Origin of the sequence: Asanoa siamensis (genome assembly GCF_016862555.1) — a bacterium.
GTDB classification, from domain to species: Bacteria; Actinomycetota; Actinomycetes; order Mycobacteriales; family Micromonosporaceae; genus Asanoa; species Asanoa siamensis.
Genome location: NZ_BONE01000001.1, coordinates 1 through 23,285, shown reverse-complemented (window position 1 = coordinate 23,285; position 23,285 = coordinate 1). Strand labels below are relative to the sequence as shown.

Genomic DNA, 23,285 nt, shown 5'->3' with positions numbered 1-23,285 from the left:
GCCCGGGGTCTCTACGCGAGGAACAGCGCGATGGGCAGCATCGCCAGCATGGTGCTGGCGGTCAGGGCGGCCATGGCGGCCAGGGGCGTGGGGCCGAGCGGCGCGCGCAGGCGGCGTACCCGGGCGACGATGTCGTGGTCGGCGGCGGCGAGCATGCCCGCGGGCGTCGCCCGGGACGGCGCGGTGGCGAACCGGGCGAGCGCGGCCGCCAGCAGCTCGTCGGTGTGCTGGCGGCGGGCCCGGTCGTCGGCGCGCATCTCGACCAGCAGGGCGACGGCGGCCAGCGCGCGGACCACCCAGGTCACGCCGGGCAGGGCGCGGACCAGCGCGGTGAACGGCAGCAGCACGAGGTCGTGCCGCTCCTTGGCGTGCGCCTGCTCGTGGCTGAGCACGGCAGCGAGCTCGGCGCGGGGGAGCAGGCTGAGCGCGCCGGCACTGATCACCACGCGCGGGCGCAGGCCGGGCACGCAGTAGGCCGTGGCGCTCGGGTGGTCCAGCACCAGCGCGCCCGGCGCGGCCGGGTCGGCCCGGGCGACCAGGGCGAGCAGGTCACGCTGGCGCTGCCGGGCCCGGAACGCGTGCCGCAGGCTCGAGCCGGTCGACCAGAACAGCACGGCGCCGACACCGAGGCCGACGCTGATCAGCGCGAGGTGGCCGACGCCGAGCTCGGCCGGGAGGCGGCCGCCGGCCAGGTCCTCGGCGAGGAGGCGCAGCGAGGTGCCCGGCGGCTCCGCGTAGGGCGCGAGGCCGATCGAGAGCGGGATGCCGATGGCCGACAGGCCGACCGCGAGGCCGACGCCCTGCCAGCAGAGGATCGCGATGGTCGGTGAGGAGGCCGGCCAGCGCGACCGGAGCATCGCCAGGGCGATCAGGTAACAGCCCAGCACCGCCGCGCCGAAGTGTGCGGTGTAGAGCATCGGTCAGGCCTTGTCTCGCGACTTGCCGCTGGGCGTGCCGCCGCCGGTTGTCGTGCCGCCGGCTTCGAGGGCGGCCCGCAGCACGTCGGCCTCGTCGCCGGTCACCGAGCGGGCGAACCGCACGAGCGCCGCGTCCCGCTCGCCGGCGAGGTCGAGGGCATCGAGCATGAGCTGGGCGATGTACGCGTCGCGGCCCGCCGCCGGCAGGTAGCTCCAGGCCCGGCCGTGCCGCTCGCGCTCGACCATGCCCTTGCCGGCGAGCCGGTCGAGCACCGTCATCACGGTGGTGTAGGCGAGGTCACGTCCGTCCAGGGCGTCGACGACCTCGCGGACCGTGGCCGGGCCGGAACGGTCCCAGAGGACGTCCATCACCGCCCGCTCGAGCTCTCCCAACCGCGTCACGCGTCGATCCTACCCGGCGTAGTAGGTCGGCGTCGGCCCAGGGCCGCCGCGGTCGCGGCGATCGCGCCGGTCCCGGCCGCGATGGCCGGCAGGCTCGGCGGGATGCCGAGGTAGACCGTGATGCCGAGGATCCGCGACAGGCCCCAGGGGAGCAGCGCGAGTTGGTCGTTCCAGATCGTCAGCGCCGGTTCGAGGCCGATCGCGGCGACGGCGCCGGCCAGCACGGCGAGCGCGCCACCGGCGGCCATGATCGTGGCCCGGGCGCCGCAGGCCAGGGCCGTGGCGACGAAGAGCCAGCAGAACGCGGCGAAGGCGACCGTGATGTAGACCGCGCGGGCGGTCGGGGCGGTCCAGAACTGGAGCCAGTAGTGGCCCGGGCCACGGACGCTGAGGACGGCGAGGAGCAGCGCGGTCCGGATCAGGGCCACGCCGCCGACCACGGCCCACGCCCGGTTCCGGCCGGAGATCAGCCGGACCGCCACGGCGAAGAGCAGCCAGGCGGTGAGGGTCAGCGCGATGTGGGCGGGGGCTGCGAACCAGGTGTACGCGAGGCGGCTCGCGAGCAGGGCCGCGGCGGGGATCGCGAGGAGCGCCGGTGTGGTCGCGTCGGGGGCTTTCCAGGGGCGGGTCGCACCGAGCCAGAGGGCCCGGCAGGTGGCGCTGCGGCCGGTGGCGCCGAGCAGCAGGACGAGCAGGACGCCGGCGAGCAGGATCCGGGCGAGCCAGGCCATCGCCTGGTCCCGTGCGGAGCGGTCGAGGCCCAGGTCGGCGGCCGTGAAGTTGTAGGCGGGCAGGTCGAGGTCGGCGCCGTACCGGGCCAGGTGCCGGGTTCGGCTCTCCTCGTACGCGGCGCGGGCCTGTCGCTCCTGTTCTTGTGCCTGTCGGCTGCCCGTGTCGAGCCATTGCGCGTGGCGCAGGACGGTGGTGCGGTAGGCGGCCAGCGTCGTGAAGAGGTCGACCTGGTAGTCGAGGGTGTCGACCAGGTGTTGGCGCAGCGCCGGGTCGCGCCAGGTCGCGGGGTCGGTTCCGGTGATCAGGTCGCGCATCTCGGTGGCCAGCGCGACGGCGCGCTCCCCGTCGGCGATCGCCTCGTCGAGCCGGTCGCGGCTGACCGCGTAGATGCTGTCGATCGCGGCCGAGTCGCCGGTGACGATGTCCCACTCGAAGATCCACATCATCGGCGGCGGTTCGAGGCCGAGGGCCTTGACGCTCTTGTCCGCGTACGGCCCGATGTAGAGGCCTTCGGTGATCGCGGCGCGGCTGCGGGCGAACATCCCGGCGATCCGGTCGGCGGTGACGGGGTCCGTGCTGAGGGTCTGGTGGATCCAGTCGCGGGTGATGTGCTCGGCCGGCGTCCCGGGCTGCCAGGCGAGCCGGGCGGCGGCGTACGCGTTGAGGTCGTAGATCTGCCAGAAGCCGGTTCTCAGGTAGAGCGACATCGGGCCGGCGCGCAGGGGGCCGCCGTCCTGGGTCCAGGTCCAGATGCCCTCGACGTGCGGGTTGGTGTCGAGGAAGTGCCGCAGCGCCTGCTGGTGGAGGGCCGTCAGGTCGTTGGGCAGGGCACCGAACGCCTCGAACTCGCGGCGCGCCTGGAACTCGACGATCCGGCGCTGGCTGCCCCTGCTCATCGTGGGGTTGAGCGGGAGGTGGCTGTAGAAGTCGCCGGCGGTGTACTTGGTGGAGACGATCAGGTGGGGATCGTCGAGGTCGCTCAGGACCTCGTCGTACGAGGCGGGGTTGGTGTGCAGGTCGCCGACGGCGCCGACGCCGACGGTCCAGGAGCGGAAGATGATGTCCTTGTCGTGCTGGCCGGCGGTTCGCAGCAGCGCGGTCAACATCGCCCGGACGGCCGCGGGGGTGGTGACGGCGAGCCGCGACTCGTAGTCCCAGCCGCGCTGCTTGTAGACGGCGCCGCCCTCACCGACACGGATCATCAGACCGCTGGCGTACGGCATGCGGTCGAAGAGCTCGTCGAGGCCGTGCTGGTAGACGGCCCAGAGCCGCTCGTCGGTGACGTCGAGGCCGCCGGTGGTCTGTTCGAGGTAGCGCTCGAGTGGCGGTGAGAGCGCGAGCATGTCGGTGAGGAAGTAGACCCGCATGCCGTTGTCGGCGGCGTACGCGAAGATCGGCGCGAAGGCGGTCACGAGGGCTTCGTTCCGAGCCCGGTCTGCGTCGTCGTAGACGTCGAGGCCGGCGAAGGTCACGTACTCGAGGAAGCCCGGGACGACGATGCCGTTGTATCCCTGGGCGACGGCGTGGTCGACGAACTGCCGGAACTGGTTTCCAATCCGGTCGGCAGCCGCGGCGTCGACCCAGGGCGCGCCGGGCAGCAGCGCGCCGCCGACGATGTCGGTGTTGAGGGAGTAGTCGGTGCCGCCGCGGAAGGCCGCGGGATCCGCTTCGCGTCCGACGGAGCCGGCGTCGGTCAGCCGCAGGGGGACGCGCGGGGTGACGACCTCGTTGGCCGGGATGGCGGCACCGGACCGGATCCGGTCGGCAACCGCGTAGAGCCCGGCTGCGGTCCCCTGGGCGGAGGCGCCTTCGACGGTGATGCCGTCGGCGCTGTTGGTCAGCCGATAGCTTTCGGGCGACTCGGCTCCCGGCTGGAGGACGACCCGCGCCCGGAGGCGGGCCTTCGGGTGATCGTGGCCGATCGCGGGGCGGGGCCGGCCGCGTGCGACGAGCGCGTCGGCGACTGACGCGGCGGCGCGGGCGATCAGGCGGTCGTCGGGGACGGCGATGGCGTCGATGGTCGGAGCGTCGGCCGCGGGCTGCGGTCGGAGGGCGAGGTTGGTCGCCTCGACGGGCACGTCAGCGTCGGCGTGGCTGAGCCCGAGCGCGGAGTCGACGCCGTAGGCGACGACCCCACCGGCGGCAAGCAGGATGGCGACCGTAACGCCGACGACCCGACCTCCTGCCACGGCGGTCATCCTAGATCCGCTTTCGCGCCCGTCTATCCCTCCATCTGGTCGGCGGGGTCGTTTCTCAGCTACCGGCGGCGGACCAGGGCCGACAGGACGGAGTCGAGCCGGGCGGCGGCCTCGGGGTCGAACTCGGGGCGGGTCAGGCGCACGGTCGCGCCCCGGCGGTACGCGGTCAACGGCTTGTCGGGCGGGTTGTCCAACACGTTCGCGAGCCGCTCGGCCATCGCGCAGGTCGTGGCACCGAAGGCGGCTGCGGCGGCGCCGGTGAGGGCGCGCAGGGGTTGGCGGAGTTGGCGGTGCATGCCGCTGTTGACCAGCAAGGGGTTGTAGAGGACGTAGCGCACCCGGCCCGCCCGCGCGGCGAAGCTCACCCCGAGCAGGTCGAGGGCCCGGGCGCCCTGCATGGTCGCCTTGAACATCGTGTAGCCGCGCTCGAGTTGCAGGTCGTCCCAGTGGATGCGCCCGGCCGGGATGCCGCCCGTACCGCTGAGGTTGAGCACGACCGGTGTCCTGGCCGCCTCCAGGGCGGGCCGCAGCCGCTCCGCGAGGAGGTAGCGGCTCACCACGCCGATGGCGAAGGTCTGCTCCAGCCCTTCGTCGGTCACGACGCGCCGCTGGCTGAACCGCCCGGCGGCCAGGACGAGCGCGTCGATCCGCTGGGGGAGCCGGCCGACGAGGTCGGTCGTCTGCCGGATGGAGCTGAGGTCGGCGTCGGCACTGCCGATGGCGACCACCGTGTCTCCGGCCGCCCGCAGCCGCGCGGCCAGGGCTCCACCGATGCCACGCGTACCGCCCGCGATCACCACAGTGCGCATACTCGAATCCTGTGCGCCCGCCCGCGCGACGGAAAGAAGGCACATCGATGTCACCGGTGATCCCACTACCCGTCACGGCGACCGACCGAGCCGCCTGCCCGGCCACCGACGTGCTGCGCCGCGTAGGCGAAAAATGGAGCGTGCTGGTCCTGGCGCTGCTGAGCACGGGCCCGTACGGCTTCAACGAACTGGACCGCACGATCCACGACCTGAGCCGCCGCATCCTCACCCGCACACTGCGCACCCTGGAGGGCGACGGTCTGGTGAGCCGCCGCGAAACCCCGGAGCGGGTGGAGTACGCCCTGACCGACCTGGGCCGCTCCCTCCTACCGCTGGTAATCGCCCTCGGCGAGTGGGCGGTGGAGCACGCACCCGAAATCACCGCGGCCCGCACCCGCACAACGCCCGGGCCTGCCAGCGACGAGTAGCTTTTCCGCTTCGGCGGCCACGGCTGGCACGGCCGCCACGCCGCCGCGGCGGCCGCAGCGGGCGGTTGTGGTGGCGACGGTCGTTCCAGCGGCTACGGTCGGCGCGGCCAGGCACGCACCGCCACGCCGCGGTGGCGGCTACGGTCGGCGCGGCCAGGCACGCGCCGCCACGCCGCGGTGGCGGCTGCGCTGGGCGCGGGCGGTTGTGGTCGCCACGGTCGCTTCAGCGTTTACGGTCGGCGGCCGCCGCCGCACCGCCACGCCGCGGGGGCGGCTGCGCTGGGCGCGGGCGGTTGTGGTGGCGACGGTCGTTTCAGCGGCCACGGTCGGCGCGGCCAGGCACGCGCCGCCACGCCCCGGTGGCGGTTGCGGTGGGCGCGGGCGGTTGTGGTGCGACGGTCGTTCAGCGGCCACGGTCGGCGTGGCCGCCACGCACCGCGGTAGGCGTGGTGGCCCGAACGGTCGCGGCCGCCGCGGGAGGGCGGCTGCGTGGCCGCCGTGGGCGCGGTGCCGCTGCGCGGCCGCCGTGGGCGCGGTGCCGCTGCGGGCGCGCGGCTGGCTCGTGTCGTGGCCGGGTGCGCCCCGTGCCGCGCCATCACCCGGGCCGGGCCTGCGTCAGATGCCCTTCGGGTGCCAGACCGTCTTGGTCTCCAGGTAGGCCGTCATGCGGGTCAGGCCCGGGTCCGCGGACCAGTCCGGTGCCGTCAGTGGCGGGCGGAGGACGCGCTTCAGGTTGCCCGCGGCCGCTTCCTCCAACGACGTGGCCAGGGCCGGGTCGGTGACCGCGGTCAGGTCGATGGCGTTGACGTCCATGTGGGCGGCCAGCCACGGTGCGGTTTCGGCCGGGTCGCCCGTCAGGATGTTGACGACCCCGCCGGGTAGGTCGGAGGTGGCCAGCACCTCGGCCAGGGTGACGGCCGCGAGCGGGGCGTCCTTGGCGGCCAGGACGATCGCCGTGTTGCCCGTGACGATGGCCGGGGCGATGACGCTGACCAGGCCCAGGAAGGACGGCGGCGCGGCCAGGCCGACCACGCCCGTCGGCTCGGGCGCGGACAGGTTGAAGTAGGGGCCGGCGACCGGGTTGGCGCCGCCGTACACCTGGGTGATCTTGTCTGACCAGCCCGCGTACCAGACCCAGCGGTCGATGGCCTCGTCGACCTCGCCCGCCGACAGGCCGAGGCCGACGAACTGGTCGCGGCGGCCTTCGAGCATCTCGGCCACGCGGTAGAGGATCTGGCCGCGGTTGTATGCGGTCGCACCCGACCAGCCCTTGACCGCGGCGCGGGCGGCGACGACGGCGTCGCGGACGTCTTTGCGGGAAGCCAGGGCCACGTTGGCGTCCTGTGCGATGTAGGAGCGGCCGGACTCGCTGCGCGGGAACTTGCCGCCGATGAACAGTTTGTAGGTCTTGCGGACCGCCACGCGTGCCTCAGACATCGAGATATGCCTCCAGCCCGTGGCGACCGCCCTCGCGGCCGTAGCCGGACTCCTTGTAGCCGCCGAACGGCGACGTCGGGTCGAACTTGTTGAACGTGTTGGCCCAGACCACGCCGGCGCGTAGTCGGTCGGCCATCCACAGGATCCGGGAACCCTTCTCGGTCCAGACCCCGGCGGACAGGCCGTAGGGCGTGTTGTTGGCCTTCTCCACCGCCTCGGCGGGCGTGCGGAAGGTCAGCACCGAGAGCACCGGCCCGAAGATCTCCTCGCGCGCGATGCGGTGGGCCTGGGTGACCCCGGTGAAGATGGTCGGCGCGAACCAGAAGCCGTTGTCCGGCAGGTCGCACGGCGGCGACCAGCGCTCGGCGCCCTCTTCGCCGCCGATGTCGGACAGCGTGCGGATCCGCTCGAGCTGGGCCGCCGAGTTGATCGCGCCGATGTCGGTGTTCTTGTCGAGCGGGTCGCCGACCCGGAGCCGGGCCATCCGCCGCTTGAGCGAGGCCAGCACCGGCTCGTAGACCGACTCCTGCACGAGCAGCCGCGAACCCGCGCAGCACACATGGCCCTGGTTGAAGAAAATGCCGTTGACGATGCCCTCGACCGCCTGGTCGATCGGCGCGTCCTCGAAGAGCACGTTGGCGGCCTTGCCGCCGAGTTCCAGCGTGACCTTCTTGCGCGAGCCGGCCGCCGACCGCGCGATCGCCTTGCCGACCTCGGTCGAGCCGGTGAACGCGATCTTGTCGACGCCGGCGTGCTCGACCAGCGCGCGGCCGGTGTCGCCGGCGCCGGTCACGATGTTGACCACGCCCGGCGGCAGGTCGGCCTGCTGGCAGATCTCGGCGAACAGCAGGGCCGTGAGCGGCGTCGTCTCGGCCGGCTTGAGCACCACCGTGTTGCCGGCGGCCAGCGCCGGCGCGATCTTCCAGGCGAGCATGAGCAGCGGGAAGTTCCACGGGATCACCTGGGCGGCGACGCCGAGCGGGCGCGGCGCCGGACCGAAGCCCGCGTAGGGCAGCTTGTCGGCCCAGCCCGCGTAGTAGAAGAAGTGCGCCGCGACGAGCGGGATGTCGACGTCGCGGGACTCGCGGATCGGCTTGCCGTTGTCGAGCGACTCGAGGACGGCGAGCTCGCGCCCGCGCTCCTGGATGATGCGGGCGATCCGGTAGAGGTATTTGGCCCGATCGCGGCCCGGCATGCGGGACCAGACCTTGTCGTAGGCCTTGCGGGCCGCCGCCACCGCGCGGTCGACGTCGGCGGGGCCACCCTCCGCGACCTCGGAGAGGACCTCTTCGGAAGCCGGGTTGATCGTCTTGAAGGAGGCACCGTCGGCGGGGTCGCTGAACGCGCCGTCGATGAACAGGCCGTACGACGCCTTGATGTCGACGACCGCGCGGGACTCGGGGGCGGGGGCGTATTCGAACATCGTCAGTCCAGCGTGAAGTAGTCGGGACCGGAGTAGACCCCGGTCGTGAGCTTGGTGCGCTGCATGAGCAGGTCGTTGAGCAGCGTCGAGGCGCCGAACCGGAACCAGTCGGGGTCGAGCCAGTCGTCGCCGGCCGTCTCGTTGACCAGCACCAGGTATTTGACGGCGTCCTTGGTGGTGCGGATGCCGCCGGCGGGCTTGACGCCGACCTGGCGCCCGGTCAGGTCGCGGAAGTCGCGCACCGCCTCGAGCATCACCAGCGTCACCGGGAGCGTCGCCGCGACCGGGACCTTGCCGGTCGAGGTCTTGATGAAGTCGCCGCCGGCCAGCATGCCGATCCAGGAGGCCCGGCGGACGTTGTCGTAGGTCGCGAGCTCGCCGGTCTCCAGGATGACCTTGAGATGGGCGTCGCCGCAGGCCTGCTTGACCGCGGCGATCTCCTCGAAGACCTCGAGGTAGCGACCGGAGAGGAAGGCGCCCCGGTTGATCACCATGTCGATTTCGTCGGCACCCGCGGCCACGGCGGCCCTGGTGTCGGCGAGCTTGACCTCGAGCGGCGCCTGACCGGACGGGAACGCGGTCGCGACGCTGGCGGTGTGGATGCCCGAGCCGGCCAGCGCCTCGACGGCCACCGGAACCATCGCCGGGTAGACACAGATCGCGGCCACCGGCGGGCAGGTCGGGTCGGCCGGGTCGGGCCGCCGGGCCTTCGCACACAGCGCGCGGACCTTGCCGGGGGTGTCGGCGCCCTCCAGCGTGGTCAGGTCGACCATGCGGATCGCCAGGTCGATCGCCCAGGCCTTGGCGGTCGTCTTGATCGACCGGGTGCCGAGCATCGCGGCGCGCTGCTCCGCGCCAACCTGGTCGACCCCGGGCAGACCGTGCAGAAATGCCCGAAGGGCCGCGTCGGAACTTGTTACTGAGGACAGGTCCGACGCCGTCGTCGCTGTCATGCGGACGAGTGTACGGGTGCTGCCGAGGGCCATTCGGTTATCCACAGGCCCCACGGCTGTCCACAGGCCGGTACACAGACATCCCCCTACCTGTACGTTGACGAACCGTGGACGTACAAGTGGTCAATCACCCCCTCGCCGCGACCCGCCTGACGGCGATGCGGGAGAAGAGCACCGAGCCCGGCAGCTTCCGGGCCGCACTGCACGAGCTCACCACCATGCTGGTGTACGAGGCCGCCCGCGCCTTCCCGGCCGAGCGTTACCCGATCGATACCCCGGTCGCGCCGACCGAGGGCATCCGGCTGGCCAACCCGCCGCTGCTCGTCCCCGTCCTCCGCGCCGGCCTGGGCATGGCCGATTCGGCCCTGGCGCTGCTACCCGAGTCGTCGATGGGCTTCGTCGGGCTGGCCCGCGACGAGGAGACGTTCGAGCCGCGTGCCTACCTGGAGTCACTGCCCGCTGACCTGTCCGGCATCCCGGTGCTCGTGCTCGACCCGATGCTGGCCACCGGCGGCTCACTGGAGCACTGCTGCCGCCTGCTCGCCGACCGCGGCTGCACCGACATCACGGTCATCTGCGTCCTGGCGGCCCCGGAGGGCATCGCCCGCCTGGAGCGGTCCGGGCTCCCGCTACGTCTGGTGACGGCCTCGATCGACCAGCAGCTCAACGACAAGATGTACATCGTTCCTGGCCTAGGCGACGCCGGTGACCGGCAGTTCGGTGGAATGCCCCGATTTTGACGCATGGGCGACCGGTGAGTGCGACGCGGGCGCGGAGCGGCTACCGTTCCGGGCCATGACCACTGTTCCCATCGCCGAGGAGCTTCTGCTGCTCGCATACGACAACGAGTCCGGAAAAGCGACCGGTTCGCGGATCGGGCTCGACCTCGGCATGGCCGCGGCGGTGCTGGTGGAGCTGGCCCTCGCGGGCCGGGTCGCCTACTCGGACGGCAACCTCGTCGTGGTCGACGCCACCCCGACGGGGGTCCCGGTGGCCGACGAGGTGCTGGCCAAGATCGACTCGAACGTGCCGCACACGCCGGCGTCGTGGGTGCAGCGCCTGCGCCACGGCCTCCGCGACCGCATCCTGTCCGACCTGGTCACCCGCGGCGTGATCCGCGACGTCGACGAGGTGGAGCTGGAGTTCATCCACGTCCACCGGTACCCGTCGGTCGACGGTTCGGTCGAGGACGAGACCCGGGCCCGCCTGGCGGCGGCCCTGGCCGGCGAAGGCGCCCCCGACGAGCGCACGGCCGCCCTCGCGACGCTGATCGCCGCCACCCGCATGGAGGCGGCACTGGGCCTGACCGGCGAGGAAGCGGCCTCGGCCCACGAGAAGCTGGAACGCATAGCCAGCGGCGCCGGCTTCAGCGGCGGCGTAAGCCTGGACCAGTCGACGGTCCGCCCGTCGGTCGCCCTGGTGGTCATCGCCCTGGGCAAGGCCATCCAGGCGGCCCTCGGCACCCCCCGCCCGGTAACGCACTAGTCCAAAGGCAGAGCGAGCCGCAACCAGACGCGGTCCGCCGTGACCGCCTCGCAGCGCCCGCCCCGCCGCCGGCAGCAGGACTCTCTGGCAGCGGCCTGCCGGGGCAGTGGCCAGTGATGTGAGTTCGGCGAACGGTCGTAGCTGGGTTGTCGAACTGTCGACTCGCTGAGTAGGCGAGCGAAGAGAGACCTCGGAGAGCGACCACCCCACTACGCTGTGGAATCGTGGCCGCCGCTGTTGGGGAACCGGTCTCGCCCGGGCCGTCGGAGGCGGCGCAGCGGGTTGTGCGGTCGTGGGTCGGGGTGGCGGTCAGCGTTGGCGTCGCTCTGCTTTATCTCGGCGCCGCCTTTGCCGTGACCGGGCGGTTCTGGGTCGATCTCGGGCAGGCCACCCCCGCCGTCAACCCGCAGGACCACGTCTTCTTCCAGTGGGTCCTCGCCCACGGTGCGCAGGTCGCCGAGCACGGGATCTATCCCTTCACGACCAAAGCGCTCAACATGCCCGACGGCGTCAATCTCATGGCCAACACCAGCGTGCTCGGCCTGGGCATCCCGACCTCCTGGATGACCCTCCTCTGGGGGCCGCAGACCACGTTCGCCTTCCTGCTGGTGATCGGTCTCGCCGGGACCGCGTTCGGGTGGTACTGGGTGTTCAGCCGCCACCTCGTCGACAACCGGCTCGTCGCGTTCGCCGCCGGCGCGCTCTGTGGGTTCGCGCCCGGCCTGATCAGCCACGCCCAGGGGCACATCAACTGGACCGCCCAGTTCGTCGTGCCCTGGCTCGTCGTCGCGACCATCAAGCTCGCCCGCCCCGGCCACGCCATCAAGCGGGGAATCTGGCTCGGCCTGCTCGTCACCTACCAGGCCTTCGTCAACGAGGAGGTCCTCCTCTACACCGCCCTCGGCCTCTTGATCTTCGTGCTCGCCTACACGCTGGCGAAGCCCAAGGCGATAAAAACGCAGATCCCCAGCTTCCTCGGCGGCCTCGCCGTCGCCGTCGTGCTGGCGGCACTGCTCCTCGGCTACCCGCTCTGGGTCCAGTTCTTCGGCCCCCAGAGCTACCAAGGCGTACCCACCGCGGTGAAGGACGTCAGCACCGACCTCGCCGCCTACCCCGCCTTCGCCCGCCTCTCCATCGCCGGCAGCACCGCCGGCGCCGAGAACCTCACCCAGGGCCCGGCCGAGGAGAACAGCTTCCTGGGCTGGCCCTTGCTGATCATGTGCCTGATCGCCGTCGGGCTCACCTGGCGCCGCAAGGTCACCTGGGCCCTCCTCGTCACCGGCCTCGTGTTCGTCGCCCTTTCCCTCGGGCCGAACATCACCGTGAACCGGGACGACACCGGCGTCGACGGACCCTGGCGCTGGCTCGAGAACCTGCCGATCTTCAACTCCGTCGTGCCCACCCGGCTGTCGCTGATCGTCGTCCCGGTCGCCGCCGCCCTGCTCGCCCTCGGCGCCGACCAGATCCTCACGTTCGCGCGCAGCCGCCGACCCCCGACCGCGATCGCCCTGCGCGTCGTCACCGCCGCCGCGATCCTCGGCGCGCTCGTCCCGCTGGCCCCGCGCCAGATCCCCACCACCGACGTCCCCGAGACGCCCGCGTTCGTGACCCAGGGACTCTGGCGCGACTACGCCAGCGACGGCCGCTCGCTCGTCTTCGTCCCCGTCACCGACAACATCTACCTGGACGGCATGCGCTGGGCCGCCCAGGCCCAGATCGGCTTCGCCATCGCCGGCGGCTACTTCCTCGGCCCGGCCACCGAAGGCGACGACAACCGCGCGATCTTCAACGCGCCCACCCGGTTCACCGGCGCGCTGTTCGACCAGACCGCGCGCAGCGGCGACCTGCCGCCCGTCACCGACGAGACCCGTGCCAAGTTCCAGGACGACCTGGCGTTCTGGCGCGCCGACGCGCTCGTCCTGCCGCAGACCGAGACCAACGCCGGCCAGCTCCGCTTCCTGGTGACCGAGCTGACCGGCGAGATCCCGGACGACGTCGGCGGCGCCTGGGTCTGGCGCGTCCGGTAGCGGGTCACCAGATCCCGAGCGCCGCCGCCGTCTCGGTGCGCAGGGCCCGGACCGACGCCGCCGCGCGCTCCCGCGCCGCTGCCACGTCGCCGTCCACGACCGGTTCGACCACTTCCAGGTACGCCTTGAGCTTGGGCTCCGTGCCCGACGGCCGGACCACCACCCGGGCCGACTCGGTGCGCAGGATCAGCACGTCGTTCTCCGGCGCCAGGTCCTCGACCGAGATCACCGCGTCGTCGAGCAGCGACCCCGGCGTCTTCGTCCGGATGTACGCCATCGCCGTGTCGATCTCCGACAGGTCGTCGACCCGGACGGAGAGCTGGTCGGTCGCGTACACGCCGAACTCCGCGGCGATCTCGTCGAGCCGGTCGCCGATCGTCCGCAGCGACGCCTTCAACCCCGCCGCGAGCTCGGCCACCAGCAGCGCCGCCGTGATGCCGTCCTTGTCGCGCACCAGCGATGGCGCCACGCAGTAGCCCAGCGCCTCCTCGTAGCCGTACGCCAGATCGGCTCCGGCCCGCACGATCCACTTGAAGCCCGTCAGCGTCGCGCCGTAGGGCACACCACGCCGCGCGCACAGCTCCGACAGCAACGACGACGACACGATCGTCGTCGCGTAGCGCCCGGCCACCCCACGCCGCTGCAGGTGGTCGGCGAGCAGCACGCCGACCTCGTCACCGCGCAGCATCCGCCAGCCCTGCGGCCCCGGGATCGCCACCGCGCACCGGTCGGCGTCGGGGTCGTTCGCGATCGCGATGTCGGCACCCGTCACCGTCGCCAGCTCGATCACCCGGTCGATCGCGCCGGGCTCCTCCGGGTTCGGGAACGCCACGGTCGGGAACAGCGGGTCCGGCTCGGCCTGCTCGGCGACGAGGTGCGGGCGGGCGAAACCGGCGTGGGCGAACGCCGCCGCCAGCGTGGTCGCGCCGACACCGTGCAGCGGCGTGTACGCCACCGCGAGGTCGCGCGGCCCGTCCGGGTCGACGACCGTCGCCGCGGCTTCCACATAGGACTCGACAATGTCGTCGTCCAGGACCACACCCAGATCGCCCAGGGGTACGGTCGACAGCCGCCCGACAGCCGCGATGGCGGCCGAGATCTCGACGTCGGCCGGCGGCACGATCTGCGCGCCCGCGCCCAACTCGCCGCCCAGCGACTCGCCGAGATAGACCTTGTAGCCGTTGTCCTGCGGCGGGTTGTGGCTCGCGGTCACCATCACGCCGGCCGCCGCGCCCAGCTTGCGCACCGCGTACGCCAGCACCGGCGTCGGCAGCGGGCGGGGCAGCAGCATCGCCTCCCGCCCCGCACCGGTGGCCACCCGGGCGGTGCGCTCCGCGAACTCCTTCGAGCCGTGCCGCGCGTCGTACCCGATGACCAGCGGGCCCGTGCCACCGCGGGCGGCGAGCCAGCCGACGAGCCCGGCCGCGGCCTGGGTGACCACCGCGAGGTTCATCCCGTTCGGGCCGGCCCGCAGCGGGCCGCGCAGCCCGGCGGTGCCGAACGTCAGCGGCCCGGCGAACCGGTCGGCCAGGTCGTCGGCGGTGCCGGGCAGCCCGTCGAGCACCCGGGACAGCTCGGCCCGGCTCGTCTCGTCCGGATCGTCGGCCAGCCAGGCCCGCGCCCGGGCCGTCAGGTCCTCGAGGTCAGTCATCCCGTTTTGATAGCACGTGCGGCCCCCAGGGGCACCAGCCGGCCTAGCTCGCGGTGAGCGCGAACGAGCGGACCATCTCGTCGAAGATCGACTTGCTGGCCGCGAAGTTGTCCTCGGTGCTGGTCAGGAAGAACGAATAGGCCTTGCCGTCCTTGACCACCGCGCCCCAGACACCGTGCCGCTGGCTCGCGTCGGCGCCACAGGTGTATTCGAGCTCGGCGGAGACCCGGCCGCCGATCTCGCCCTCGCGCAGGTCGACCCGCTCGTACGGCTTGGGGCAGGACTTGCTGTTGCCCTTGAGCCCGCGCTCCGCGGCACCCAGGAACCCCGTCGGCGTCGCCTTGGTGCTCACGTCCTCGACGAGGATGCGCACCTTGCGGCCGGCGTCCTCCGGGTCGATGTAGTCGAAGTAGACCGACTTGCCGCCGCCCGCCTTCTTCCAGCCCTTGGGCACGTTGACGGTGACGCCGCGCTCGGCGTGCTGCTGGGTGGGGAAGTCGGCCGCGGCCGGCGCCCCGGTCGGCCCACCGGCCTGCACCGGCGTGGTGTCGATGGGATCGTCACCGCCGCGGAACGCGAAGACGCCGATCAGCACCAGCACGACCGCGAGGCCGCCGGCGGCGCCGAGTTGGAGCCTGCGCGGCCAGCCCTTGACGGTGTCGACCAGGTCGCCGCCGCGCCGCTTGAGGCCGGCGAGCCCGGACGCGGCCGGCGCCGGCTTGGGCGCGCCCCAGCTCGGGGCGGGCATCTGCCCGGTCGGCGTCTGCAGCGGCCCACCGGCCGGCGGCAGCGGTCCGCCGCCGTGACCCGCGGCCAGCCGGTCGTGCAGCGACTCGCCCGGCGCCAGCATGGCCCGGCCGCCGATCTGCCCGGACGGCCGTTCCTGCGACTGCTGCGGCGGCGTGACCGGCTGCCACGGCGAGCGCTGCGCCGGCACGACCGCGTACGGGTCGGTCATCATGTGCACGGGCGCCTTGTTGACCAACGGCCCGGCGAGCAGCTCGCGGATCATGCCGCGGGCGGTGGCCACGTCGTAGCGGCGCGCCGGGTCCTTCTCGAGCAGGCCCATCAGCACGTCGTTGAGCACACCGGCCCGGGTGGTCGGGGCCGGCGGGTCCTCGACGACGGCGTGCATGGTCTCGATCGGGTCGCCCCGGTCGAACGGCGGCCGGCCCTCGATCGCGGTGTAGAGCGTCACGCCGAGCGAGAAGAGGTCGCTGGGCGGGCCGAAGTCCTGGCCCATCGCCCGCTCGGGCGAGATGAAGTGCGGGGAGCCGAGCACCATGCCCGGCGTCGTGAGCTGCACGTCGGTGGGCATCCGGGCGACACCGAAGTCGGTGAGCACGCACCGCCCGTCGTTGCAGATGAGCACGTTGGCGGGCTTGACGTCGCGGTGCAGCACCCCGTTGGCGTGCGCGATCTCCAGCGCGCCGAGCAGGGCGATGCCGATCTTCGCGACGGCGCGCGGCGCGACCGGGCCGTCCTCGATCACCATGTCGGCGAGGCTGCGCGCGTCCAGCAGCTCCATCACGATCCACGGTCGACCGTTCTCCTGCACCACGTCGTAGACCTGCACGACGGACGGGTGCTGCAGCGCGGCGGCGGCCCGTGCCTCGCGCATGGTGCGCTCGTACATGGCGTCGCGGTCGCTGGGCGCGAGGCCCGGCGGGAGCACGACCTCCTTGACGGCGACGTCCCGGCGGAGCAGGACGTCACTGGCGCGCCAGACGGTGCCCATGCCGCCGTGGCCGACCGCGGCCCGGAGCGAGTAGCGACCTCCGATGACGGTCCCGGGAGCCGCCCGACTCCCCGAGACGGCTGTGGAGGAGCCGCTGGAGGCTGGGCTGTTGGATCCGGAGGTGGCGGAGCTGCTCCACGTCGGAATCTGAGTCACTGAAAAGCCGCCGGGGGGTCGAGGGCCAGTTACCAACCTCCCTATCTTGAGGGAGGCGGCCGAATAAGGGAAACCGCATCACCTGTTGTGATGGATCATCGACGGTGGGTACGAAAGACCCGAACCGTCTGTGCCCGATGCCTCACGCACGATGCCCGGGGCCGGGACTTAGGATTCGTTAATGGCGCAGCGAAAGACGGAGTCGGGTTTTCCGGTGAAGCCGGTCTACGACCAGTCGGACCTTCCCGGCGACAGCGACAAGCGGGTCGGCCGTCCGGGCGAATACCCGTACACCCGTGGCGTGTATCCGACCATGTACACGTCGCGCCCGTGGACCATGCGCCAGTACGCCGGCTTCGGCACCGCGACCGAGTCCAACGCCCGCTACCACCAGCTCCTCGAGCACGGCACGATGGGCCTGTCGGTGGCGTTCGACCTGCCGACGCAGATGGGCTACGACTCCGACGACCCGGTCGCGCACGGCGAGGTCGGCAAGGTCGGCGTCGCGATCGACTCGCTCGCCGACATGAAGACGCTCTTCGACGGCATCCCGCTCGACAAGGTGTCGACGTCGATGACGATCAACGCGCCGGGCTCGGTGCTGCTGCTGCTCTACCAGCTCGTGGCGGAAGAGGCCGGCATCCCGGGCAGCGCGCTCAACGGCACGATCCAGAACGACATCCTCAAGGAATACATCGCGCGCGGCACCTACATCTTCCCGCCGAAGCCGTCGTTGCGGCTGGTCGCCGACACCTTCGCGTACTGCCGCCGGGAAGTGCCCAAGTGGAACACCATCTCCATCTCCGGCTACCACATGGCGGAGGCCGGCGCGACGCCCGTGCAGGAGATCGCGTTCACGCTGGCCAACGGCGTCGACTACGTACGCGCGGCGATCGCGGCCGGCCTCGCCGTCGACGACTTCGCCCCCCGCCTGTCGTTCTTCTTCGTCGCCCGCACGACGCTGCTCGAGGAGGTCGCCAAGTTCCGCGCCGCCCGGCGGATCTGGGCCCGGCTGATGCGCGAGGAGTTCGGCGCGCAGGACCCGAAGTCGATGATGCTGCGGTTCCACACCCAGACGGCCGGCGTGCAGCTCACCGCGCAGCAGCCCGAGGTCAACCTCGTCCGGGTCGCCGTGCAGGGCCTCGGCGCGGTGCTCGGCGGCACCCAGTCGCTGCACACCAACTCGTACGACGAGGCGATCGCGCTACCCACCGAGAAGGCGGCCCGCCTCGCGCTGCGCACCCAGCAGGTGCTCGCCTACGAGACCGACCTGACGGCCACGGTCGACCCGTTCGCCGGCTCGTACGTCGTGGAGGCGATGACCGACGAGATCGAGACCGAGGCGCTGGCGCTGATGGAGCGGGTCGCGTCCTACGGCTCCTCCGTCGACGCGATCGAGGCCGGGTTCCAGAAGAACGAGATCGAGACGTCCGCCTACCGGGTCGCCCAGGAGATCGACAGCGGGTCCCGCGTCGTGGTGGGGCTCAACCGCTACACGATCGCCGAGGAGGAGCCCTACGAGCCGCTGCGGGTCGACCCCGCGATCGAGGCGGCCCAGGCCAAGCGGCTGGCCGCGATCCGGGAGTCGCGGGACGAGGCCGCGGTGCAGGCGGCGTTGGCCGAGGTCAGGAGCGCGGCGGCCGGCACCGAGAACGTTCTCTACCCGATGCGCGAGGCCCTGCGGGCGTACGCCACGGTTGGGGAGGTTTGCAACGCCCTTCGCGAGGTATGGGGTGTCTACCACCCGGTCGAGCGGTTCTGATCGCGAGCTTGTTACAGTGCGTTAAACTCGCACAGGCAGTGCACGGTTACGCTGAGCGACCATGATCTGGCGCACCAACTGTGCGGCGTTCACGAGCGGGAACGTGTCACCGTAAGTGGCCTCACCCGGCAAGGTGACCTTTCGCCGGGTAGATTGACGACAGATAACCGCTTTTCCCGCGTGATCCGCGGCGTGCCCGTGTCCGCCGCCACCATCACGCGTTGTAGGAGGTGTGGGACAGTTGGCAGGTTTCAATGCGACCGCCGACGCGTCCCAGCCACTCGACGAACGCTCTCACCAGGGCTTTCGTGACACTGCGCTATCCGATCATCACCATAATGATGTTGCGCAGCGTCACCGTCGGAGGTCTAGGCTAGCCAAGTCCCTTTCCGCCCAGAGTGATCGAGATTTTCACGTGACGAGTGCGTTGACACTGCCGCCCAACGGCAGCGGGATGGCGTCCTCATGGCCTGAGACGCCCCCCGGTGCCGACCCCCTCCCAGGCCAGCTCGACCGCTGGCTGGCCGCCCGAGGCGCCGAGCTGGTAGCCGTACGACGTCACATCCACGCTCATCCCGAGCTGTCGCACCAGGAGTTCGAGACCGCGTCCCTCGTCGCCCGGGAGCTGGCCGTCGCCGGCCTCAACCCGCGGCTGCTACCCAAGGGCAACGGCGTGATCTGCGACGTGGGCCAGGGCGACCGGGTGATCGCACTCCGCGCCGACCTCGACGCGTTGCCGCTGCCCGACGGCAAGGACGTGCCCTACCGGTCGACCATCGACGGTGTGGCGCACGCCTGTGGCCACGACGTGCACACCACGATCCTGCTGGGCACCGGCCTGGCGCTGGCCCAGCTCGCCGAGCGCGACGAGCTGCCCGGCCGGGTCCGGCTGCTGTTCCAGCCTGGCGAGGAGTGCATCCCGTCCGGCGCGCCTGAGGTGATCTCGGCCGGCGGGCTCAAGGACGTCGCCGCGATCTACGCGCTGCACTGCGCGCCGCAGCTGCCGGTCGGCCTGGTCGGCGTGCGTTCCGGCCCGTTCACCGCGGCCGCCGACACGATCGAGGTCAACCTGCGCGGCAAGGGCGGGCACACCGCGCGGCCGCACCTGACCACCGACCTGGTGCACGCCATGGGCCGCGTGATCGTCGACGTGCCGTCGCTGCTCGACCGCCGGGTCGACGCGCGTGCCGGTGTCTCGATGGTCTGGGGCCGCGCGCACGCGGGCGAGGCCTACAACGCGATCCCCGCCGAGGCCAACCTCAAGGGCACCGTCCGGATCCTCAACCGGGACGCCTGGCGCGAGGCGCCGGAGCTCGTGACGAGCCTGATCCGCGACGTCGTCGCGGCGACCGGCGCCGAGGTCGACATCAAATACACCCGCGGCGTGCCGCCCGTGATCAACGACCGGATGGCCACCGCGGTGGTCGCCGGCGCGGTGGGCGCCGCGCTCGGCCCCGACCGGGTGGTCGAGGCCGAGATCAGCATGGGCGGCGAGGACTTCGCGTTCTATCTCGAGCAGGTGCCCGGTGCGATGATCCGGCTCGGCACGACGCCGCAGGGCGCCGAGGTCAAGCCCGACATCCACCAGTCGACGTTCGACGTCGACGAGCGGGCCATCGGGTACGGCGTACGCGTCATGGTGCACACCGCACTCGCGGCCCTCGCCGCCGGCACCTTCTAAGCCTTCTCCTCGTCGCGCGCGGGCTCGTCGGCCGCGGCCGGTTGGGTCGGGATCGCCGGCCCCGCCAGCGCCACGGTCGGCCGCCCGCGGCGGGCGCGGCGCACGAAGACGTAGACCAGCAACCCCAGGCCCGCCAGGACCAGCCACGGCACCAGCGCGCCCAGCACGGTCAGCACGACCCCCACGGTCGCCAGGAAGGCGTCCCACCCCGCGCTCAGGCCGCCCAGGAAGCCCGACCTCTCCTCCGGTGGCGGGGCGGGGGCCTGTGCCTCGGGGCCGAGCAGCGTCGCGGTGATCGTGGAGAGCGCGGTCAGGTCGTCGAGGCGGCGCTTCTTGCCCTCCAACGACGCCAGGTCGGCCTCCCGCTTGCCCAACTCGTTCTCCAGGGAGACCAGGTCGTTGATCGTCTTGGCCTGGGCCAGCAGGCGGCGGGCGCTCTCCACCCGGGCCCGCTGCGTGACGATCCGGGCGTCGAGGTCGACCACGTCCTCGGTGACGTCCTGGGTGCTGATCTCGCGCCGGTCGTCGGTGCCCTTGCCGGCGATCTCGTCGACGACCTGGGTGAACCGGTTGGCGGGGACCCGCAGCGTGAGGACCGCCTCGGACCGGCCGCCGTCGTCGGTGCGCTTGTCGCCGCCGACGAAGCCGCCCGCGCCGGTGACCAGCGAGGTGACCTCGGCGGCGGTGCGCTCGACATTTTCCACCCGGACCATGATCGAACCGTTGTAGATGATCTGGCGCTGGTCGACCTGGAGATCCACGCCGCCCGCGCCGCCCGCCTGGGCCTGCGCGGCCTGCGGGGCCTGCGGCGCCGCGCCGGGCGCCTGCTCGGCCGCCTTGCCTTCTTCGCCACCGGCCTGCGACATGTCGGCCACGTCCGCGCCGGCGTAGCCCGGCCCGCCCGCTGCCGGCGCCGCGTTGCCGCTGGTCTGTGTGCCATCACCGGAGTCACTGGCGGAGCATCCGGCCAGGGCCAGGCCGGCCGCGAGCCCACCGGCCGCGAGCGTGGCCAGGACCCGCCCCCGTCGTACGCTGCCCATATCGGTCCCTCCGAATCGTGTGCGGTTCGTCGGTCAGACGTGCGGCGTGCGCACGCCGGTTCCGGCAGACTCGCCAGGGGACATCACGATTCGGCAGCCAGGGGGTCACGAGATGCGACTGACCAAATTCGGCCATTCCTGTGTACGCGTCGAGCAGGACGGAGCCGTGCTGGTCATCGATCCGGGCGGCTTCACGGAACGGACCGCATTGGACGGTGTCGACGCCGTGCTGATCACCCACGAGCACCCGGACCACATCGACGTGGACGCGCTGACCGACATGCTGGCCAAGCGGCCCGCCGTCACCGTGCACACCAACGCCGACACCGCAGCGAAGCTGAGCGCCCTGGGCGACGTCGTCACGACCGTCGAGACCGGACAGTCCTTCTCGGCCGCCGGGATGCCGGTGCGCGCGTTCGGCGGCATGCACGCCGAGATCCACCCCGACCTGCCGCGGATCGCCAACCTCGGGTTCCTCGTCAACGACTCCGTCTACCACCCGGGCGACTCGTTCGACGTACCCGAAGGGGTCCGGGTCGAGACGCTCTTCGTGCCCGTCTCGGCGCCCTGGCTGAAGATCAGCGAGTCGGTCGACTTCGTCCGCGCGGTCGCCCCGCGGCGCGCCTTCGCGCTGCACGACGGCATCGTCAACGACGCCGGGGGCAAGCTGATCGACGGCGTCCTCGGCCGCCTGCTCAAGGTCGACTACCAGCGCTTGGCCCCGGGTACGAGCGTCGATGCCTGATCCCGTCGCCGAGCTCTACACGGCGCCGCCCGAGGGTTTCGTCGCCGCCCGCGACGAGCTCGTGGCGGCGGCCAAGGCCGCGGGCCAGACCGACCGGGCCAAGCAGATCGGCAAGCTGCGCAAGCCGACCGTGGCGGCCTGGGTGGTCAACCTGCTGGCCATCCGCCGGCCCGAGCTGGTCGACCAGCTCGTGGAGCTGTCCGCCGCGCTGCGGTCGGCCCAGCGTCAGCTCAAGGGCGACGCGCTGCGCGAGCTGACCCGGCAGCGCCGGGAGGCGGTCGGCGCGCTGGTCAAGGAGGCCGTCGCGCTGGCCACCAAGGCCGACCCGGGCGCTCGCGGCAAGCTGCCGGTCGCCGAGGTCGAGGCGACGCTGACCGCCGCGGTCTCCGACGCCGAGGTCGCCGGGCTGGTCCGCTCGGGGCGGCTGGTGCGCGCGGCGAGCTACGCGGGCTTCGGTGAGGTGCCCCGCCCGCAGCTCCGCCTGGTCACCGACGAGCAGCCCGAGCCGGCCGAGCCTGCGGAGTCGACCGACGAAAGCGACGACAAGGCCGCGCGACGGGCGGCGGAGGCGCAGCGGCGGGCCGCCGAACGGGAGCTGACCGCTGCCCGGGCCGCCGAGAAGAGCACCGCCAAGGAGCTGGACAAGGCCACCAAGGCCGAGGCCGACGGCGAGGCGGCCGTGGAACGGGCCGAGGCGGCCCTGCAGAAGGCTGAACAGGCCCGCGCCGACGCCGACGCCGCGCTCGGCCGGCTGCGCGCGGCCCGCAAGGCCGCCGACCGCGCCGCCGCCCAGGCCCGCCGCCGCGTCGGCGAGGTCGAGGCGGCCATCGAGGCCCTGGACGAGGAAGCATGACACCGGAGCAGACCGCGCAGGCGTCGCGGGACGTGGTGCTGGAGCTGGGTGGGGCGTACGCCGAATGTCCGCGCACCCTGCGCCGGGCCCGCCAGCTCGGGCTCTCCGGCTGGGCCTTCTACGTGGCCGGTCGCGGTGGCGCCCTGGGCGACGTGCGGCCCGACACGGTGGCCGCGGCGCTCGGCTTCATCGCGCCCGAGGCCGTCGCCGACGGCTGGGACGGGGCCCGCCGCGTGCTGCCGCCCGCCGAGGTCGCCGCCGTGCACCTCGCCGAGTGCTGCCGCTGGGGCGTCGAGCAGCTCGGCCGGTTCCCGCGGGTCGAACGGCTGGTCGAGCTGACCCAGCGGGTCGTGCTCGCCGCCGACGCGTCCGCACTGCCGCTGTTCGCCGCCTGGCGGGCCATGCCGGTGCCGGACGACCACCCGGGCGCGCAGGCCGCCGTGCTGCTGCACCTGCTGCGCGAGCACCGCGGCGGCGCGCATCTGCTCGCCGTGCGGGCCAGCGGGATGAGCCCCCTGGAGGCGATCATCTCCGGCCCCGAGGGCGAGGCGGGTGCGGTCGCCTGGGGCTGGCAGCCGCCGTACCCGGGTGTCGGGCCCCTGCTGCGGCGGCGCGTCTGGGCCGAGGCGGTGACCGACCGGATCGCCTCCTCCGCGTACGCGGCGCTCACGCTCGAGGAGCGGATCGAGCTGCTCGGCCTGCTGGACAGCGCCCGCAAGGGCGTCCGCCCGGCGGGCAGCGAGCCCAACCGCCGAAGCGGCCGCGAGCCCGGCGACGACGCCCACGCCGTGCTCGACTAGGTTCTGTTTCGTATCTGGGGTCGAGGCGAGGCGGAGTCCAGGTGTCGG

The 23,285-nt window shown here is 72.5% G+C and carries 19 protein-coding genes; 9 read left to right on the top strand and 10 right to left on the bottom strand.

Translation table 11 applies throughout. The features are described from left to right. Positions 1–11: 11 nt before the first annotated feature. The 4 genes from Asi02nite_RS00095 to Asi02nite_RS00080 all read right to left on the bottom strand — a co-directional run bounded on the left by Asi02nite_RS00095 (position 12) and on the right by Asi02nite_RS00080 (position 5,058). Positions 12–917, bottom strand: a complete 906-nt coding sequence (locus tag Asi02nite_RS00095) for a M56 family metallopeptidase (RefSeq protein ID WP_203709982.1) — start codon at positions 915–917, stop codon at positions 12–14. Between the two features lie 3 nt (positions 918–920). Further along, positions 921–1,319 carry a BlaI/MecI/CopY family transcriptional regulator gene (locus tag Asi02nite_RS00090; protein ID WP_203709981.1) on the bottom strand — a complete coding sequence of 133 codons (399 nt, stop codon included), beginning with the start codon at positions 1,317–1,319 and terminating at the stop codon, positions 921–923. Beyond that, entirely contained in the window at positions 1,316–4,240 is a 2,925-nt protein-coding gene (locus Asi02nite_RS00085) for a hypothetical protein (RefSeq protein ID WP_239126363.1), read from the bottom strand. The genes Asi02nite_RS00090 and Asi02nite_RS00085 overlap by 4 nt, the downstream gene beginning before the upstream one ends. Before the next feature lie 68 nt (positions 4,241–4,308). Continuing rightward, positions 4,309–5,058: a Rossmann-fold NAD(P)-binding domain-containing protein gene (locus Asi02nite_RS00080; protein WP_203709979.1), complete on the bottom strand. Its 750-nt coding sequence runs from the start codon at positions 5,056–5,058 to the stop codon at positions 4,309–4,311. Between the two features lie 47 nt (positions 5,059–5,105). Here Asi02nite_RS00080 and Asi02nite_RS00075 point away from each other — a divergent pair, with 47 nt between their 5' ends. Then, positions 5,106–5,486 (top strand): winged helix-turn-helix transcriptional regulator, encoded by a 381-nt coding sequence (locus tag Asi02nite_RS00075; protein ID WP_203709978.1) that lies wholly within the window; start codon positions 5,106–5,108, stop codon positions 5,484–5,486. 615 nt (positions 5,487–6,101) lie between these two features. On the opposite strand, the gene Asi02nite_RS00070 is transcribed toward Asi02nite_RS00075, so the two are convergent. From Asi02nite_RS00070 to deoC, 3 genes are read right to left on the bottom strand one after another with little or no spacing between them, the layout of a single operon-like run. Further along, entirely contained in the window at positions 6,102–6,923 is an 822-nt protein-coding gene (locus tag Asi02nite_RS00070; RefSeq protein WP_203709977.1) for an aldehyde dehydrogenase family protein, read from the bottom strand. Continuing rightward, the gene (locus Asi02nite_RS00065; protein WP_203709976.1) at positions 6,916–8,346 is read right to left on the bottom strand and encodes an aldehyde dehydrogenase family protein; all 1,431 of its coding nucleotides are present in this window, start codon (positions 8,344–8,346) and stop codon (positions 6,916–6,918) included. Before Asi02nite_RS00065 ends, Asi02nite_RS00070 begins: the two co-directional genes overlap by 8 nt. 2 nt (positions 8,347–8,348) lie before the next feature. After that, positions 8,349–9,299, bottom strand: coding sequence for a deoxyribose-phosphate aldolase (deoC, locus tag Asi02nite_RS00060; RefSeq protein WP_203709975.1), 951 nt, complete (start codon positions 9,297–9,299; stop codon positions 8,349–8,351). Between the two features lie 107 nt (positions 9,300–9,406). On the opposite strand from deoC, the gene upp reads away from it, so the two are divergent. The 3 genes from upp (at position 9,407) to Asi02nite_RS00045 (ending at position 12,811) form a co-directional block, all read left to right on the top strand. Beyond that, positions 9,407–10,039, top strand: coding sequence for a uracil phosphoribosyltransferase (gene upp, locus Asi02nite_RS00055; protein ID WP_203709974.1), 633 nt, complete (start codon positions 9,407–9,409; stop codon positions 10,037–10,039). Positions 10,040–10,094: 55 nt separating this feature from the next. After that, a complete protein-coding gene (locus tag Asi02nite_RS00050) occupies positions 10,095–10,784 on the top strand; it encodes a GOLPH3/VPS74 family protein (protein WP_203709973.1) in 690 nt (229 codons plus the stop codon). Positions 10,785–11,008: 224 nt separating this feature from the next. Continuing rightward, positions 11,009–12,811 carry a hypothetical protein gene (locus Asi02nite_RS00045; protein WP_203709972.1) on the top strand — a complete coding sequence of 601 codons (1,803 nt, stop codon included), beginning with the start codon at positions 11,009–11,011 and terminating at the stop codon, positions 12,809–12,811. 4 nt (positions 12,812–12,815) lie between these two features. On the opposite strand, the gene Asi02nite_RS00040 is transcribed toward Asi02nite_RS00045, so the two are convergent. Together Asi02nite_RS00040 and Asi02nite_RS00035 are read right to left on the bottom strand one after the other, a co-directional pair. Further along, positions 12,816–14,462, bottom strand: a complete 1,647-nt coding sequence (locus Asi02nite_RS00040) for a phospho-sugar mutase (RefSeq protein WP_203709971.1) — start codon at positions 14,460–14,462, stop codon at positions 12,816–12,818. A gap of 43 nt (positions 14,463–14,505) precedes the next feature. Then, positions 14,506–16,356, bottom strand: a complete 1,851-nt coding sequence (locus Asi02nite_RS00035) for a serine/threonine-protein kinase (RefSeq protein WP_275410234.1) — start codon at positions 16,354–16,356, stop codon at positions 14,506–14,508. Between the two features lie 181 nt (positions 16,357–16,537). On the opposite strand from Asi02nite_RS00035, the gene Asi02nite_RS00030 reads away from it, so the two are divergent. Both Asi02nite_RS00030 and Asi02nite_RS00025 read left to right on the top strand, forming a co-directional pair. Beyond that, the gene (locus Asi02nite_RS00030; RefSeq protein ID WP_203709969.1) at positions 16,538–18,118 is read left to right on the top strand and encodes an acyl-CoA mutase large subunit family protein; all 1,581 of its coding nucleotides are present in this window, start codon (positions 16,538–16,540) and stop codon (positions 18,116–18,118) included. A gap of 415 nt (positions 18,119–18,533) precedes the next feature. Next, positions 18,534–19,799 (top strand): amidohydrolase, encoded by a 1,266-nt coding sequence (locus Asi02nite_RS00025; protein WP_203709968.1) that lies wholly within the window; start codon positions 18,534–18,536, stop codon positions 19,797–19,799. On the opposite strand, the gene Asi02nite_RS00020 is transcribed toward Asi02nite_RS00025, so the two are convergent. Further along, entirely contained in the window at positions 19,796–20,839 is a 1,044-nt protein-coding gene (locus tag Asi02nite_RS00020; RefSeq protein WP_203709967.1) for a DUF4349 domain-containing protein, read from the bottom strand. The genes Asi02nite_RS00025 and Asi02nite_RS00020 overlap by 4 nt on opposite strands. A gap of 112 nt (positions 20,840–20,951) precedes the next feature. Here Asi02nite_RS00020 and Asi02nite_RS00015 point away from each other — a divergent pair, with 112 nt between their 5' ends. From Asi02nite_RS00015 to Asi02nite_RS00005, 3 genes are read left to right on the top strand one after another with little or no spacing between them, the layout of a single operon-like run. Further along, positions 20,952–21,584 carry an MBL fold metallo-hydrolase gene (locus Asi02nite_RS00015; RefSeq protein ID WP_203709966.1) on the top strand — a complete coding sequence of 211 codons (633 nt, stop codon included), beginning with the start codon at positions 20,952–20,954 and terminating at the stop codon, positions 21,582–21,584. Continuing rightward, entirely contained in the window at positions 21,577–22,437 is an 861-nt protein-coding gene (locus tag Asi02nite_RS00010) for a hypothetical protein (RefSeq protein ID WP_203709965.1), read from the top strand. Before Asi02nite_RS00015 ends, Asi02nite_RS00010 begins: the two co-directional genes overlap by 8 nt. Then, positions 22,434–23,237 (top strand): SCO6745 family protein, encoded by an 804-nt coding sequence (locus Asi02nite_RS00005; RefSeq protein ID WP_239126361.1) that lies wholly within the window; start codon positions 22,434–22,436, stop codon positions 23,235–23,237. Before Asi02nite_RS00010 ends, Asi02nite_RS00005 begins: the two co-directional genes overlap by 4 nt. The last annotated feature ends 48 nt before the right edge of the window (positions 23,238–23,285 follow it).